Annotated in this window: 11 protein-coding genes; 6 read left to right on the top strand and 5 right to left on the bottom strand. The window is 68.0% G+C overall.

What is annotated here, in order from left to right:
- Entirely contained in the window at positions 1–420 is a 420-nt protein-coding gene (locus AHIS1636_RS12445) for a DUF3151 domain-containing protein (RefSeq protein WP_264796152.1), read from the top strand.
- Between the two features lie 118 nt (positions 421–538).
- Entirely contained in the window at positions 539–1,165 is a 627-nt protein-coding gene (locus tag AHIS1636_RS12440; RefSeq protein WP_264796240.1) for a thymidine kinase, read from the top strand.
- Positions 1,166–1,228: 63 nt separating this feature from the next.
- Here the strand turns inward: AHIS1636_RS12440 and AHIS1636_RS12435 are convergent, their stop codons facing one another.
- Positions 1,229–2,083: a DUF72 domain-containing protein gene (locus AHIS1636_RS12435; protein WP_264796151.1), complete on the bottom strand. Its 855-nt coding sequence runs from the start codon at positions 2,081–2,083 to the stop codon at positions 1,229–1,231.
- A 176-nt stretch (positions 2,084–2,259) separates the two neighbouring features.
- On the opposite strand from AHIS1636_RS12435, the gene AHIS1636_RS12430 reads away from it, so the two are divergent.
- From AHIS1636_RS12430 to AHIS1636_RS12415, 4 genes are all read left to right on the top strand, one after another.
- Positions 2,260–3,549 carry an adenylosuccinate synthase gene (locus AHIS1636_RS12430; RefSeq protein ID WP_264796150.1) on the top strand — a complete coding sequence of 430 codons (1,290 nt, stop codon included), beginning with the start codon at positions 2,260–2,262 and terminating at the stop codon, positions 3,547–3,549.
- Positions 3,550–3,721: 172 nt separating this feature from the next.
- Positions 3,722–4,528 carry a carbon-nitrogen hydrolase family protein gene (locus AHIS1636_RS12425; RefSeq protein WP_264796149.1) on the top strand — a complete coding sequence of 269 codons (807 nt, stop codon included), beginning with the start codon at positions 3,722–3,724 and terminating at the stop codon, positions 4,526–4,528.
- Positions 4,529–4,860: 332 nt separating this feature from the next.
- Positions 4,861–5,406: an RNA polymerase sigma factor gene (locus tag AHIS1636_RS12420; RefSeq protein ID WP_264796239.1), complete on the top strand. Its 546-nt coding sequence runs from the start codon at positions 4,861–4,863 to the stop codon at positions 5,404–5,406.
- A complete protein-coding gene (locus AHIS1636_RS12415) occupies positions 5,403–6,305 on the top strand; it encodes a hypothetical protein (protein WP_264796148.1) in 903 nt (300 codons plus the stop codon). Before AHIS1636_RS12420 ends, AHIS1636_RS12415 begins: the two co-directional genes overlap by 4 nt.
- Before the next feature lie 222 nt (positions 6,306–6,527).
- Here the strand turns inward: AHIS1636_RS12415 and AHIS1636_RS12410 are convergent, their stop codons facing one another.
- The 4 genes from AHIS1636_RS12410 to sfnG form a co-directional block, all read right to left on the bottom strand.
- A complete protein-coding gene (locus tag AHIS1636_RS12410) occupies positions 6,528–12,395 on the bottom strand; it encodes a peroxidase family protein (RefSeq protein WP_264796147.1) in 5,868 nt (1,955 codons plus the stop codon).
- Between the two features lie 169 nt (positions 12,396–12,564).
- Positions 12,565–13,065, bottom strand: coding sequence for a CoA-binding protein (locus tag AHIS1636_RS12405; protein WP_264796146.1), 501 nt, complete (start codon positions 13,063–13,065; stop codon positions 12,565–12,567).
- Positions 13,062–14,537, bottom strand: a complete 1,476-nt coding sequence (locus AHIS1636_RS12400; RefSeq protein WP_264796145.1) for an O-acetylhomoserine aminocarboxypropyltransferase/cysteine synthase family protein — start codon at positions 14,535–14,537, stop codon at positions 13,062–13,064. Before AHIS1636_RS12400 ends, AHIS1636_RS12405 begins: the two co-directional genes overlap by 4 nt.
- Complete coding sequence (sfnG, locus tag AHIS1636_RS12395; protein ID WP_264796144.1) at positions 14,538–15,719, bottom strand: dimethylsulfone monooxygenase SfnG; 1,182 nt, start codon at positions 15,717–15,719, stop codon at positions 14,538–14,540. It abuts the gene before it with no gap.
- Positions 15,720–15,792: the final 73 nt, after the last annotated feature.

Raw genomic sequence — 15,792 nt, 5'->3', positions numbered from 1 at the left:
GTGGCCGAATTCCGCAAGAACCTGCTCGGCCCGGACGCCACCGAACTGCCGGAGGAGACCGAGGTGCTGGCCCGGCTCTACGCCGGAGACGAGGCCATTGACCTCGCCGCCAAGCACCCGACGTCGTCGTTGGTCTGGGCCGTCCTGGCGGACGAGGCCTTCGCCGAAGGCCGGACCATCGAGTCCTACGCCTTCGCCCGCGTCGGCTACCACCGGGGCCTGGACGCGCTGCGCCGCGCGGGCTGGCGCGGCGCGGGGCCCATCCCGTGGGAGCACGAGCCGAACCGCGGTTTCCTGCGCGCCCTCTACGCGCTGGGCCGCGCCGCAGCTGCCATCGGCGAGAGCGAGGAAGTCGACCGGATCAACAAGTTCCTGGACGAGTCCGACCCCTCGGCAAAGGCCGCGATCGAAGGCGCCTGAGCGCTGAGCGGAACTTCAACCGGAAACGGGAGCTGCCTGCGGGCACGCTCCCGTTTCCTGTCTTCGGGGCCGTCCTTCGCCCATTAGAATCGACGCCGGACCGTTTGAAAGGACGATGTTGGCCAAGCTCTATTTCCGCTACGGCGCCATGAACTCCGGGAAATCCACCGGGCTGCTGCAGGTCGCGTTCAACTATGAGGAGCGCGGGCAGCGGGTGGTGCTGGCCAAGCCGCACGTCGACACCAAGGGCGACACGGCCATCGTGTCCCGCCTCGGCGTCAAGCGCGACGCGGACTTCCTGATCCGGCCCGGCGAGCCGGTGCGGGAGCGCTTCGCGCAGATGGCCTCCGGCGAGGATCCTGACGCGCTGCTCGAACATGTCGACGTCCAGCCGGTGGCCTGCCTGCTGGTGGACGAGGCGCAGTTCCTCGAACCGGAGCAGGTAGACGACCTGTTCCGCATCGCCGTCCTGGACAACGTGCCGGTCCTGGCCTACGGCATCCGCACCGACTTCCGCACCGAGGCGTTCCCCGGCGCGCGCCGCCTGCTGGAGATCGCCCACACGCTCGAGGAGCTGAAGACCATCTGCCGCTGCGGGCGCAAGGCCGTCTTCAACACCCGCCGGGTGGGCGACGAAATCGTGTTCGACGGCGACCAGGTGGCCATCGACGGCCAGGACGTGTCCTACGAGTCGCTCTGCGGCACCTGCTACCTCGAGGCATCGGGCAGCCGGCTCGGCACCTGAACCCGGGGAATAACGACGGCGGCGCGCGCTTCCGCGGTTCGGCCCGGCTGCAGCCCCGGGAACCTAGGGCCGCCGGCCGAGCCGCTCGGCCAGGCCCATGGCGTTGTAGGGCGCGTGGACCTTCACGTCGTTGTCGAAGTACACGTACGCGTCCCGGCCCCTGCGGTCCGGGCAGCCCGTGCCGTCCAGCCAGCCGCGCACGGTTCCGGCCCAGCGGTCCAGGTCCTCATCGCTGTACCCGCTGACGTAGAGCTCGTCCTTTCCATGCAGCCGCACGTAGACGAAGTCCGCCGTAACCTCGTCCAGCATTGGCCACGTCCCTGCGCTGTCGGCCATGACCAGGGCCGTGTTGGTCCGCCGCAGCTGTTCGTAGAACCGCTCGTCGATGAAGGTGGGGCTGCGCACCTCCATTGCGTGCCGCAGCGGCCGGTCCTCGGCCACCTCGAACCAGGCCCGGTCCTTCACCTTGTCGGTGTGCTCGGACGCAAGGCGCGCCGCCGCCGTCGTTGTCCTTGGCAGCAGTGCCAGGAATTCCTCGACGACGGCGGGGTCGTAGCCCAGGTTCTCCGGGGTCTGCCAGAGGAACGGGCCGAGCTTGCCGCCGAGCGCGAGCATGCCGGAGGCGAAGAAGTTGGCCAGCGCCGGCCGGGTGTTGCGCAGCCGCTGCATGTGCGTAACGTAGCGGCCGCCCTTGACCGCGAAGACGAACCCCGGCGGCGTGGCGTCGCGCCACTGCTGCCAGCTGGATGGCCGCTGCAGCGAGTAGAAGGAGCCGTTGAGCTCGAGGGAGTCCAGCTGCCCGGCCGCATATTCGAGCTCCCGCCGCTGCGGCAGCCCCTTGGGATAGAACGTGCCGCGCCACGGAGCGTAACGCCATCCGGAAATGCCGATCCGTGCGACCGGCCCTGCTGCCGCCATAAGCCGAACGTACCCCCAATGTCCCCCGATTCCGGCTGGCGGCGGCATATCGGCTAAACTTGGCTGGTAAGAGCCCCAAAACTCCGCGCGAGTACGGGGCGTTCTCATGCGTGGCGGGGCTGCCGGCAGGCCGAATCCTCCTTCAGGTTCCCGCTGCATCGATGGGGGAGGATCCCATGCCAGCAATTGTGATCGTCGGGGCCCAGTGGGGCGACGAAGGTAAGGGCAAGGCCACCGACCTGCTCGGCGGGCGAGTGGACTACGTCGTGAAGCCCAACGGCGGCAACAACGCCGGACACACCGTCGTCGTCGGCGGAGAGAAGTATGAGCTGAAGCTCCTTCCGGCCGGCATCCTCAGCCCGAACGCCACCCCGATCATCGGCAACGGCTGCGTGGTCAACCTCGAGGCCCTCTTCGAAGAGATCGACGGGCTCGAGGCCCGCGGCGCGGACACCTCCCGCCTGCGTGTCTCCGCCAACGCGCACCTGGTGGCGCCGTTTCACCAGACCATGGACAAGGTGACCGAGCGGTTCCTGGGCAAGCGGGCCATCGGCACCACCGGCCGCGGCATCGGCCCGGCCTACATGGACAAGGTCGCCCGGCTGGGCATCCGCGTCCAGGACGTCTTCGACGAGTCCATCCTGCGCCAGAAGGTCGAGGGCTCGCTGCGCCAGAAGAACGAACTGCTGGTCAAGGTCTACAACCGGCGCAGTGTCGAGGTCGAAGAGATTGTGCAGTACTTCCTGTCCTTCGCGGACCGGCTGCGCCCGCTGGTGGTCGACTCGACCTACGTGCTGAACAAGGCGCTGGACGAGGGCAAGGTCGTGCTGATGGAGGGCGGCCAGGCGACGTTCCTCGACGTGGACCACGGCACCTATCCGTTCGTGACCTCGTCCAACCCCACCGCCGGCGGTGCCTCGGTCGGCTCGGGCATCGGGCCCACTCGGATCAAGCGGAGCGTCGGCATCATCAAGGCCTACACCACCCGCGTCGGCGCCGGGCCGTTCCCCACGGAACTGTTCGACGAGATGGGCGAGCACCTGCAGAAGACCGGCGGCGAATTCGGCGTCAACACCGGCCGCCCGCGCCGCTGCGGCTGGTACGACGCCGTGCTGGCCCGCCACGCCTCGCGCGTCAACGGCTTCACGGACTACTTCGTCACCAAGCTGGACGTCCTCACCGGCATCGAGCGCATCCCCGTCTGCGTGGCCTACGACGTGGACGGCGTCCGGCACGACGAGATGCCGATGACCCAGACCGAGTTCCACCACGCCAAGCCGATTTTCGAGTACTTCGACGGCTGGACCGAGGACATCACCGGCGCCCGGACCCTCGACGACCTGCCCGAGAATGCGCGGAACTACGTGCTGGCGCTGGAGAAGATGTCCGGCACCCGGTTCTCCGCGATCGGCGTCGGCCCGGACCGGGACCAGACGATCGTGGTGCGCGACCTGATCGCCGAGTAACCGCCGGGCGCGGGACTTCGCCACAAACGACGACGGCGGGGTCCCGCGCCGCAGCCCGGGTTCCGTGCCCGCCTCGGCGGGTGCCGCCGTCGTACTCCCGGCCCGGGCGCCGTCGAAGGGCAATGTCTGTAGTCTGGTTAAACATCCACCGCCAGCAGACGGGAGTGCACTCATGAAGGTCAGTGTCGGACAGTTCGATCCGTCCGGGGACGTCACCGAAAACATCGCGGTGATGCGCAGCCTCGCGGAGGAAGCCGTGTCCGCCGGCGCCGAGCTGATCCTGTTTCCTGAAGAGTCCATGTTCACCATCGGCAAGGTCGAAGGAGACCTGGCCGCCGCCGTCGACCAGCACTGGAGCAAGTTCGTCCAGCAGCTTTCCTTCGTCGCGGCGGAGACCGGCATCGCGCTGATCGCCGGCGGCTACGAGTCCAGCGGCGAGGAGCGGCCGTACAACACGCTGGTGGTCGTGGACGCCAGCGGGCGGATCGTGGAGACCTACCGCAAGCTGCACCTCTATGACGCGTTCTCCTACCAGGAGTCGAAGCGGATCAAACCGGGCGACGGCGGGCTCAAGCTGGTGGAGATCGGCGGCCTGCGCATCGGGATCATGACCTGCTACGACCTTCGCTTCCCGGAGCTGGCGCGGGGCCTCGCGGACCAGGGCGCGGACCTGATCTGCGTGGCGGCGGCCTGGTTCAAGGGCGACCACAAGATCGACCACTGGGAAACCCTGCTGAAGGCCCGGGCCATCGAGAACACCTGCTGGGTCGCCGCGGCCGGCACCTCCAGCAGCCACACGGTGGGACACTCCGCGATCCTGGATCCGATGGGCGTGGTGCAGGACTACCTGAACGAGGAGCCGCGGGGCATCGTGACGGTGGACGTGACACGGCGGCGGATCGACGAGGTCCGCGAGTTCCTGCCGGTCCTGCGCAACCGGCGGCTGGCCAGCAAGGTCGAGGTCGTCGAGGCCCACTGACGCCCTAGTTCCGGGACGGTTGCCCGGCCGGCCAGCCGGCTCCGGGCCTAGCCGCCTGCCCCTCTCCGGCCCCGGCCGGAATCGTCTGAGGTCCGCCCCAAAACTTTCCGGAAAAACTTTTGACCGGGCGTAACCTTTCCGCCACCCGGGGCGATTACGTAGATGTAGAGGCCGCGCCCGAGCTTCCCCCCCAACGAGCTCGGACGCGGCCTCACTTATCCGCATGGTCAGCAGTGCCGGGTAGCAATCAGCCGGTGCGTTCGTTGGAAAGAGCGCAGCTATGATTAGGGTCGCCGCACCGATTGTGACGCGAAGGACCGCCCGTGGACGCCATGTTGACAGACGACGACCTGTCAACAGCCGTTGCCGGAAGCGGCCCCGCGGCCGAGAAGATCTACCGCAGCCTGGCGCCCCAAGTCCTTGGCTACCTGAGAACCAAGGGGCTCGAGGATCCGGAGGGCACCACCCAGGACGTCTTCCTGACCGTCTTCCGGAAGCTGGACAGCGTGACCGGAGGCGTTGAGGGCTTGCGGACCTTCACGTTCTCGGTGGCCCACGCCAGGGCGGTCGACGCCTCGCGCAAGCGGGCCCGCCAGCCGCACGTGGCCGAATACGACCCGGACATGGACCTGCGGACCAGCGAGTCCGCCGAGCAGCTGGCACTCGCCGGCCTCGGCGGGGACACTGAATGGCTGCTGGGGGCGCTGAACCCGGACCAGCGGGAGGTCCTGTCGCTGCGGATCATCGCGGACCTGCCCATCGAACAGGTCGCCCGCATCATGGGCCGGTCCGAGGGCTCGGTCAAGCAGCTGCAGCGCAGGGCGTTGGCGAAATTGAAGGAACTGGTCATGGACAGCCAAGTAGGAGAAGCACGATGAACAGGCAGCCCGAGGACGAGCTGGACGCGTTGTTGTCCGGAGGCGGGGACGACCCCGCACTCGCCCGCGCCCTGGCTTCGCTGCGCGACCTGGGAAACGGCCCCGCACCGGCTCCCTCCGCCGAGCTGTCCGCGCTCTTCGGCTCCAACGTCGTGCCGCTGCGCCGGCGCAGGAGGCGCGGCGCGCTGCTCGGAGTGGTCGTCGCCGCGTCCATGGGGCTTGGGGTCGGCACCGTCGCGGCCGTCAGCCCGGACTTCCGACACACCCTGCAGGACGCTGTGGACGGTGCCGTGGTCCTGGTGCAGCCCGGTGTGCAGGCGGAGGAACAGAACGACGGCGGAAATTCCGCGGGTGCGCCTGTGCCGGAGGCCACGCGGGACGCGGGCGGCCCGGCGGCGCCGGCAACGACACCGGCGGCCGATGTGAAGGACGACCCGGCAGCGGACCGGGCGGATGAGGCGAAGAAGGCGGCCGCGGCGAGGGCTGCGGATGCTGCGAAGGCCGCCGCTGCGAAGAAGGCGGCTGCGGCCAACAAGGCTGCGGAGGACGCCAGGCGTGTCCCCGGTGAGGCTGCAGAGGACGCCGGACGATCGGACGATTCCGCCTCCCGCACCGGCGTCGCGCCCGGCAACGGCCAACTGGTCCCGGGCCAGGCCAAGAAGGACGAGCTCCTGGAGCAGGCGGAGGACAAGGTCGAGGACACCGATCGCGCCCCGGAACGCATCACCGTCAACCCGCCCGGCAAAACCGCCCAGGCACCCGAGCAGCTGAAGGAGAAGGCCAAGGATGCTCCGGGGCAGTTGAAGAAGGCCGACGACGCCCCCGGGCAGGTCAAGAAGAAGGCCGACGACGCCTCTGGCCAGTTGAAGACGAAGGCCACCGAGGAGCCGACGGACTAGGTTCGGGGGAGCCCAGGGCCGGCCGCCGCCCAGAGGCAGGACCGGACCCGACCACTCTGCACAGCTTTAGGCTTCAAGTTCCGTAAACGTGCAGGTCAGGGCGGTGGTTGAAGGCTAAAGAAGGGCAGCAGGGGTAAATGCTGTACAACGCCGTACCCGCGGCCGGGCAGCCAAGAGGCCAGGCCCGGGAGCTTCGGAGCCTGGCCTCTGGCGGTGCGGCGGCTAGAACAGGATGCTCATCGCCGTCCAGCCGCTGGTGCCGATGACCGTTGAACCCTGCCAGCCGCCGGTGCCGTTGCCCGGGTAGAGCAGCAGGCGTCCGTCCCTGTGGCTTGAGACAACGTCGGGGTTGTGGTCGCCGGTGAGGTCGCCGGGGCTGAAGATGCTGGCCATGCCGTTCCAGCCGGTGCCTACCTGGCTGCGGCTGCTCAGTTTGGCGTTCCCCGTGCCGGGGTAGAGCCAGAGCCGCCCGTCGCTGGTGCGGGCCAGGATATCCGAACGGTCGTCGCCGTCGAAATCGCCTGGGCTCAGAAGGGCCGTGACCGAGTTCCAACCGCTCGACCCGGTGATGATCCGTGCCTTGAGCCGACCGGTTCCGGTGCCCGGGTAGGTCCAGAGCTTGCCGCTGGCGTCACGGGCCATGAGGTCCGTGGTGCCGTCACCGTTCATGTCGCCGCCGCTGAACAGATGATTCATGGTGTTCCAGCCGCTGCCGCCGATCTTGATCCGCGACTTGAGGCCGCCGGTGCCGTTGCCTGGGTAGAGCCACAGCTGTCCGGTTCCCACCCGGTCCTTCGCGATGACGTCGGCGTCGCCGTCGCCGTTGAAGTCGCCGGTGCTGGTGATGGCGGACATGGCGTTCCAGCCGCTGCGGCCCATGAGGGTCCGGTTGTCGAGGCCGCCGGTGCCGTTGCCCGGGTAGAGCCAGAGGCGTCCCTGGCCGTCCCGCGCCACGACGTCCGCAGCATCGTCGCCCGTGAAGTCGACGTCCTTCAGGAGGGTGGTGGCAGGAACCGCGTCGGCCGTCGTGAACCTCCAGCTGTCGGTGCCGAGAGCGTTGTCGAAGGCGTCCCGGACGGCGCTGGCGCCGCCGGTGATGGTCACCTCGTACTCGGTGCCGGCAGTCAGGTCGGCGACCGGGTCGAGCAGCGCCGTCATGGTCGTCTCGTCATAGCTGACGGCCGCCTCGACGGTTTCGTTGGTGGCTGCATTCCGCAGGACCAGGGTTTCGGCCTCGACGCCATTGACCGATTCGCTGAAGGTGACGGCGACCGTGGCGTCCACTGCGACATCCGTGGCTGCTGCTGTGGGAGCACGGTCCGTAATGGTCGGCGCCACGGTTTCCACCGGGGTCACGGCGTCGGACATAGCCGAGAATGCGCCTTGTCCGACGTCGTTGACCGCCGCGACCTGGAACCGCAGACTGCTGCCGGCCGGCAGGTCCGTCACGGCCAGGCTGGTGGCACCGGCGGCGGCTGTGCGGGTTTCGCCGACCTGGTTGTTCGCTGCATCGACCACGCGGATGACGAAGCTGCTGATGGCAGCGCCGCCGTTGTCCGCCGGGGCGGTCCAGTTGACCGTGGCCTGCAGATCGCCGCGGCTGACCGCGCCGATGGCCGGAGCAGCCGGGACCACCGGGGCCGGGGTGACCGCCGTGCTGAAGGCCGAGTAGGCGCCGGGCCCAACCTCGTTCACAGCGCGGACCTGGAAGCGGTAGGCCGTTCCGTTGGTCAGCCCATCGACCAGCAGCGAGGTTGCTCCCGCCTCGGCCGGCCGGAGCAGGCCGACCTGGTTGTCCTGGCCGTCCACGACGCGGACTTCGAAGCCCGTGATCGAGGAGCCGGCCGGGGCCGACCAGCTGACCGTGGCCGAGGCGTTGGCACCCGCGGCGGTGACTGCCGTCGGAGCGGCCGGAGCCTGGGTATCGGCGAAGACCAGCTTCTCAATGTTGCGCAGGGTGTCCGTTCCGTCGCCGGTGACCACGCCATCGTCGCCGGCGTCGCCGCCGTCGTTGTGGGTCACGGTGGTGACACTGCCGGGAGCGCCGAGTTCGGCGCCGGCCGGGGTGGTGGTGACGGTGTAGTTACCCTGTACGTCGGAGAAGACTGCGACGTCGGAGTCACCGGAGGCGCCGCCGTCGAGGATTTCCCGCACGATGACGATGTTGCCCGGGTCCACCTTGCCGGCGAAAACCGCCTGCTGGATGGTCTCGTTGCTGTTGGCCAGGTACGGCTTGGACAGCGAGGTGGCGGTGCCGATCTCGGTGGCGGGATCGTCACGGTCCGTGCGGACGCTCAGCCGGACGTTCAGGTACTTGTCGCCGTCGAGGATGTCGTCGGCGCCGCGGCCCTCAAGGGTGTCGCTGCCGCCGCCGCCGAGGAGGATGTTGCCTTCACCCCAGACGGTGTTGCCGGTGGCTGCGCCGTCCGGAAGCAGCTCGCGGAGTCCGGCGATCCGGTTCACGCCGGCTTCATCCAGCCAGTTGCTGCCGGAGGCTCCCTCGGCTGCGGCCAGCCGGGGCACCACGGAGTCGCCGCGCAGGATGTCGTTCCTGGTGCCGCCCGAGGAGGCCTCGACCTCTCCGTGCCGGTCGCGCAGCACATCGACGGGGAGCGGTACGCCCAGCAGCTTCAGGTCCAGGTCCGAGTCCGCGGGAAGCGCATCGAGCTGGTAGCTGGTCCAGTCGAAGCCGGCAGCACCGGCGTTCCGCTCGATGCCCGGGCCGGCCATCATGATGTCGTCGCCGCCTTCAGCATCGTAGTCGTCGTCGCCGTTCTGGCCGCTGATCACGTCATGGCCGGGCTTGTTCGGATCGTCGAAGAAGGGTGCGCCGGAGTCGCCCTGCAGCAGGTCGGCTCCGTCTCCGCCTTCGAGCCAGTCGTCGCCGGAGTCGGCGAACACGGTGTCCGCGCCGCCGCCGGCGATGATCAGGTCATTTCCGTTGCCGGCGAAGTGCTCGTTCATGTTGGCGCCGCCGTTCATCAGGTCGTGGCCGTCGCCGCCGAGCAGGATGTCGAGTCCGGGACCGGAGTCGATGGCGTCGTTGCCCGGACCGCCCTTGGGGACGTCGTCGCCGGCGCTGTCGGTGATGATGTCGTTGCCCTCGCCACCGAGCGCGGTGTCGGCACCGTCATTGCCCTCGATGCGGTCGTTGCCGGGGCCGCCCCAGAAGGTGTCGTTGTCCACACCGCCCCAGGTCCGGTCGGTGTTGTCCGTGCCGTTGAAGACGCTCTGGCCGTTGATGCCGGCCGGATCGACGGAGTTGGTGGTGCGGTACCGGATGGTGCCGTCCGGCATGCGGATCAGCAGCTCGGTCTCGTTGCACTCCGACCCCGCATCGTCTGCGATGCTGCTGCCGGTTCCGGCGAGGTTGCCCAGCTGGAACTTGCAGTCGGCGGTGGAGAACGCGTCCGCGGTGATCGAGTGCGCGGTGGTGTTGCGCATGATCATCTCTGCGAAGGAGTTGCCCTCCAGCTGCGAGAACAGGTTCATGCCGGGAGTGCGGATGAGGTAGTAGAACCGGTCGCCGTTCTGGAGGTCGGTCATCTGCTTCTCGAACACGTAGTTGAACGTGGAACCGAGCAGGCCGCCGAACAGGTTGGTGCGCTCGGCGAGGCCGCCCATCCAGAGGTCCACCTCGTCGAGGCCGGTGGCTTGGCCTTCCCACGTGCCGGAGGCAGTCATGAAGTCTTCGGCATCGGCTGGGATGGACTCGGCCGGAGTCTCGAGGGGCGGGTCGACGAGCAGCTGTGCAGCCGCCCGCTTGTCGGCCAGGGCGGACTTCGAGGTGATGCTCTCATGCGTGCCGTACGCCGCGACAAAGTTGACCAGGGACTTGGGGTGTTTGATGTTGAGCCCAAAGTCGGTCCAGCTCGTGTACGGGGTGAGCTGGCTGTCGTTGGTCTTGGCGTGCAGCTGCTTGCGCAGGTTGTTCAGCGACGGGACGCCGGTCTCGCGGGCCCTGGCCATGTTGATGGCGGCCAGGTCGAGCGGCAGGCCGAGCAGGTTGCTGCGCAGTGTTTCGGTGACGAATTCGTCCATCTCGTTGCCGACCTGGTTGGACATGCCCATGGCGATGGCACCTGCAGCCTGGTGGGAGTTAAGTTCCCCGGCGCTGCCGCCGTCGGTGTACGAAGGCGGGTTGAGGAAGCCCTCCAGCAGCGAGATGTCGTTCGGGGAGCCATCCTCGTTGGTGCGGGAAATGGTGTCCGTCAGCATGGAGTGGCCGAACCGGTACACTGCGTGCGCGAACTCGGCGGTGATGGCCGGATCCACGTCGTCGTGGTAGCCGGAGAAGGGCTCGATGAGCGGCTGTACCTTGCGGGCGAACTCTTCGAAGGCCAGATGCTGGTATTCCATCTCGGTGATAAAGCGGGCGGCCTGGAAGAGCCGCTCGCCGTTCCAGCCGTCGGCGCCGGCGGCGAGCTTCCATTCCTCTAGGGCTGCCGCGCCGCGCGAGGAAGCGGCGGCGTCCTCGGTCAGGACCCGTTGGATGTCATCGACTAGCCGGTTGTGCTCGGAATGGAACACCTGGTGGATCATCGTGAGGCCGATGTTCTCGTTGACGCGGCCGTCACCGGCGACGAAGTGGCTGTTCAGCATCTCGTCGTCGTACGTGCCTGCGGGCTGCCGCTGGGTAGCCGGAGTGATGGCGGTGTCCGGATCCGCAGCCAGGCCGGGATTAGGCACGGCGCTGTGGGCAATGTCGTCCAGGAAGGACTCATTGACCCGTTCCACGTTGGCCGGCGCCGGCACCGGATCGGCCAGGTTGCCCTCGACCAGGCCGGTGGAGGTGACGTACTGGGGCAGGCCGTTCGGCCCCGGGACGAACTTGCCGTACGGGTCGGTCAGGATTGCCGGGATGCTGAGGACGTCCGAGTCCACCAGGCGCAGGCCCAGCCGTTCCGCCGCCTGCTTCTTCAGCAGTTCCCAGGTTCCCATGCCGCCGTCGGCCGAGGTGAGCAGCTCGCCGTTGGCAACCGGCTTGCCTTCCGCGTTGGCGGTGTAGCTGCGCAGGAAGACCTGATGCGCCGGGTGCGAGGCGTAGGTCTGCGACTGGTCAACGTAAGGGTTGGTCCGGTTGGTCGCTTCCTGGACGTCGTCGGCGGTTCCCATCTCGCCGTCCGGGCCCGGCTGGTTTGTGGCGCGGGTCACGGCCATGAACCGCAGCTGGGGCGGCAGATCGTCCGCGGTGCCCAGCTGGCCGTCGCGGCCCGGGATCAGCGGATCATCGTTCTTCAGCGGAACGTAGACGGTGCCGCCGGACTTGTTGACCAGGTCGAGGCCATGGTCGAAGAACTGGCCGAACAGCGTGAAGAGGCCGTTGTACGGAGGGGAAAGTCCGACGTCGGTAGTGATGTTGGGAATGAAGAGGGTTTCACCGGCCGGGACGCAGCCCTCCGGCGCGCCGGGTTCGGTCTCGGTCGGCTGCGAAATGCAGGGGACAACTCCTTCGTTGCCCTGGCTGCGCACCGGGAAACCCGCGGCGTTGACGGCCGCGGGATTGGTGGCCGTCTGGTCCACGACGAGGTTGCTGATCACGCGTGGCTGGGAATCCCAGACGTCGTTCTTGGAGGCGTAGCCCGGGTCGGCGCTGGCGGATACCCGCGGTGACTGGGAATCCTCCGCCTTCCGGAACTCGGCCTCTGCCAGCCGCGGGAAGGCCCGGTTGGCGGCGCCGTAGTCCTCGCGGTCCTGCTGGAGGTTGTTACAGGAACCGTCGACCGTGCGCAGGCCGTACGACACGAGCGCGCCCGGAACCTGGTTGACCTCGAGGCCAAGCAGCGCCCCGCAGGGACCCGTGGCCGACGTCGTATTGGCCACATGGGCCTCGGAAATCTTGATTTGCTTGAGGATGAACGCCAGGTCGGACGGCGTGACCGTGAATCCCTGGCCAACGACGGCGTGGGCCGGGCCGGCGAGTGCGGGCATCCCCAGCGATGTGGTCAGGACGAGGGCCAGCGCGCCTGCGACGCTGCGGCTGCCTGCCCTGCTGTTCTTTTGGCCGGTACCCGGCGTGCTGCTCTCACGGACGGATAATCTGCGCCCCCGCGCATCCGCCCGCTTCCCCTTGGTGCGGCGAGTAAACATCGAAGACCCCTTGGCCTCAACTGCGAGCCACAGCACGCGACCGGATTAATCGTTCATTGCCCTGGCCCGATCCATGGTCCCTAGGAGACCTTGGTAAAAGCCTTGAAATGGGGGAGGGCCGGCACCCCCGGGTTGGGGATGCCGGCCCTCGCTGCCGGTTTGGCGGGTCCTATGCCGTGAGCTGGCGCTTGGACGAGATCACGCCGGTGTCGAAGCCAGCCAGATGCAGTCCGCCGTGGAAGCGGGCGTGCTCGATCTTGACGCAGCGGTCCATCACCACGTTGAGCCCGGCCTCCTCGGCCTTGGCGGCGACCTCCTCGTGCCAGGAACCGAGCTGTAGCCAGATGGTCTGGGCGCCGACGGCGAGGGTTTCCTCCAGCACGCCGGGCAGGTCGTCGTGCTTGCGGAAGACATCCACCAGATCGGGTACCTCAGGCAGGTCGGCCAGCGACTTGTACACCGGCTGGCCGAGGATCTCCTTGGCCACCGGATTGACGAAGTAGACCTTGTACTTGCTCGACGAGAGCAGGTAGGTCGCCACGAAGTAGCTGGCGCGGCTGGGCTTGTCCGACGCGCCCACGATCGCGATGGACTTGGTGTTGCGCAGGATGTTCAGGCGCTCGGGGGCGGACGGCCCGACCCAGGTGCGCTCTGGTGCGGAAACGCTCACTTTGCAGCTCCTTCTTCGGCTTCGACGAGCTCCTCGACGGACTCGACCACTCGGGTCCCGGGCTCCGTACGGGCGGCTCGGGCCGCGGGGACGGTGCAGGACTCGCCGGCGTAGGTCGGCGACGCGAACTCGGAGGTGTCGAAGACATCGTCCTCGTGGTCGCGGCTGGGGCCGTGCTCGGCGCCGGCCTGCTGGGACTCGGCCAGGGCCTGGTCCAGGTCCCACAGGATGTCTTCGACGTCCTCCAGGCCGACCGAGATGCGGATCAGGTCCTCGGGCACGCCGGCGGCGACCATCTGGTCGGCGGTCAGCTGCTGGTGGGTCGTGGAACCCGGGTGCAGGACCAGCGTGCGGGCGTCGCCGATGTTGGCCAGGTGGGAGGCCAGCTGCAGCGACTCGATGAACTTCTGGCCGGCCACCCGCCCGCCCTTCACGCCGAAGGAGAAGACGGAGCCGACGCCCTGCGGCAGGTACTTCCTGCCGCGTTCGTGGTGCGGGTGCGAGGGGAGCCCGGCGTAGTTGACCCAGGAGACCCGCTCGTCCGCTTCAAGCCATTCGGCCACCCGGCGGGCGTTGGCCAGGTGCTCGTCCATCCGCTGGGGCAGCGTTTCCACGCCCTGCAGCAGCTGGAACGCGGACTGGGCGGAGAGCGACGGGCCGATGTCGCGCAGCTGCTCCGAGCGCAGCTTCGTGAGGAAGCCGTACTCGCCGAAGTTGCCCCACCAGGAGACGTTGCCGTAGCTCGGCACCGGCTCGGTCATCTGCGGGAACTTGCCGTTGCCCCAGTTGAACCGGCCGGACTCGACGACGACGCCGCCGAGGGTGGTGCCGTGCCCGCCGAGGAACTTGGTGGCGGAATGGATGACGATGTCGGCGCCATGTTCGATCGGGCGGATCAGGTACGGCGTGCTCAAGGTTGCGTCCACGACCAGCGGAATGCCGGCGTCGTGCGCTACCTTGGCCAGTCCCTCAAGGTCCGCGATGTCGCCGGACGGGTTCGCCACGATCTCGGTGTAGACGGCCTTGGTGTTCTCGCCGATGGCCGCGGCGAAGTCAGCCGGGTCCGTGCTGTCGATGAACGTGGTGTCCACGCCGAAGCGGCGCAGGGTGACGTCCAGCTGGGTGATGGTGCCGCCGTACAGCTTCGAGGAGGCCACGATGTGGTCCCCGGCGCCGGCCAGCGCTGCGAAGGTGATGAACTCGGCGGCCATGCCCGACGACGTGGCGACCGCACCGATCCCGCCCTCGAGCGAGGCGATCCGCTCCTCGAACGCGGCAACCGTGGGGTTGCCGATACGGGAGTAGATGTTGCCGTACTTCTGCAGCGCAAAGAGGTTGGCGGCGTCGTCCGTGTCCTTGAAGACGAAGGACGTGGACTGGTAGATGGGCACCGCGCGGGCGCCGTGCTCGGCGTCGGGGGTTCCCCCGGCGTGCAGGGCCCGGGTGCGGAAGCCGAATGTGCGTTCAGCCATTTAGAGGGCAGCTCCTTCGAAGTTGGTGGCGGGCAGCAGCGCCGTGTTGAGCTCGGTGCCGTTGGCGCGTGCGAGATCCGCCTCGAGTTCGCGGACGATCGGCAGTACATCGCGGCCGAACGCCTCGACTTCCTCCTGGAAGTGCAGGTAGGCGGTCAGCATGAGGTTCACGCCGATCTTCTTGAACTCAACAATACGTTCGGCGATCTGCTCGGGCGTACCAATGAGTCCGGTCTTGAAGCCGTCGTTGTACTGGATGAGGTCCTCGAACGTAGAATCCGCCCACATGCCCTTGCCGTCCTTGGTGGACTGGCCGGCTTCCTTGACCGCGGCGGCGAAACCTTCGACGGCGGGGCGGTGCGCCTTCTCGACGATCTCGCGCAGGGTGTCACGGGCTTCCGCTTCGCTGCCGCGGGCGATGACGAAGCCGTTGAGGCCGAACTTCGGGGTGCGGTTGACGGTGGCAGCGGCGGCGCGGACTCCGGCAATGTTGTCCTTGAAGCCCTCGAGGTCCTTGCCGTTGGAGAAGTACCAGTCGGCGGTGCGGCCGGCGGCGGCCTGGGCCGCGGTGGAGTTGCCGCCGAAGAAGATCTCCGGATGCGGCCGGCCGGGAACGTCCACCGGCGCCGGGTTCAGGGTGAAGTCCTTGATGTTGTAGTACTTGCCGGACTGGCTGTAGTTCTGTTCGGTCCACAGGCCGCGGAGGACGTTGATGAACTCCTCGGTGCGGACGTAGCGCTCATCGTGCTCGAGCCACTCGAGGCCGAAGTTGATGAATTCGTCCTTGAGCCAGCCGGAGACGATGTTCACGGCTGCGCGGCCGCCGGAGATGTGGTCCGCGGTGATGATGAACTTGGCGAGGACGCCGGGGTGCCACATACCGGGGTGTACCGCGGAGATGATGTTCAGCCGCTCGGTGGCGCCGAGCAGGGCGAGGGAGAAGCTGGTGGCCTCATGCTGCTTGTCCGCGCCGTAGCTGGCGGCGTAGCGGGTCTGGGTCAGGGCGTACTCGAAGCCGGAGTTCTCCGCGATGCGGGCGAGCTTCTTGTTGTAGTCGAAGTCCCAGCTGGTGCGCTGCTCGATCGTGGAGACGACGAGGCCGCCGGAGACGTTGGGGACCCAGTAGGCGAACTTCAGCGGGGTTTCGAAGTTGGCCACGGTGGTGTTGACGGTCGTGCTCATGGCGAATTCCTTGATGGTCGGCGCATAAAGCGCGTGAACGGGAATCCCGGGCAATGACGGTCCATCAGGCGCC

This window comes from Arthrobacter mangrovi (assembly GCF_026011795.1).
Classification (GTDB): Bacteria; Actinomycetota; Actinomycetes; order Actinomycetales; family Micrococcaceae; genus Crystallibacter; species Crystallibacter mangrovi.
This window is presented reverse-complemented; position numbering and strand designations above follow the sequence as displayed.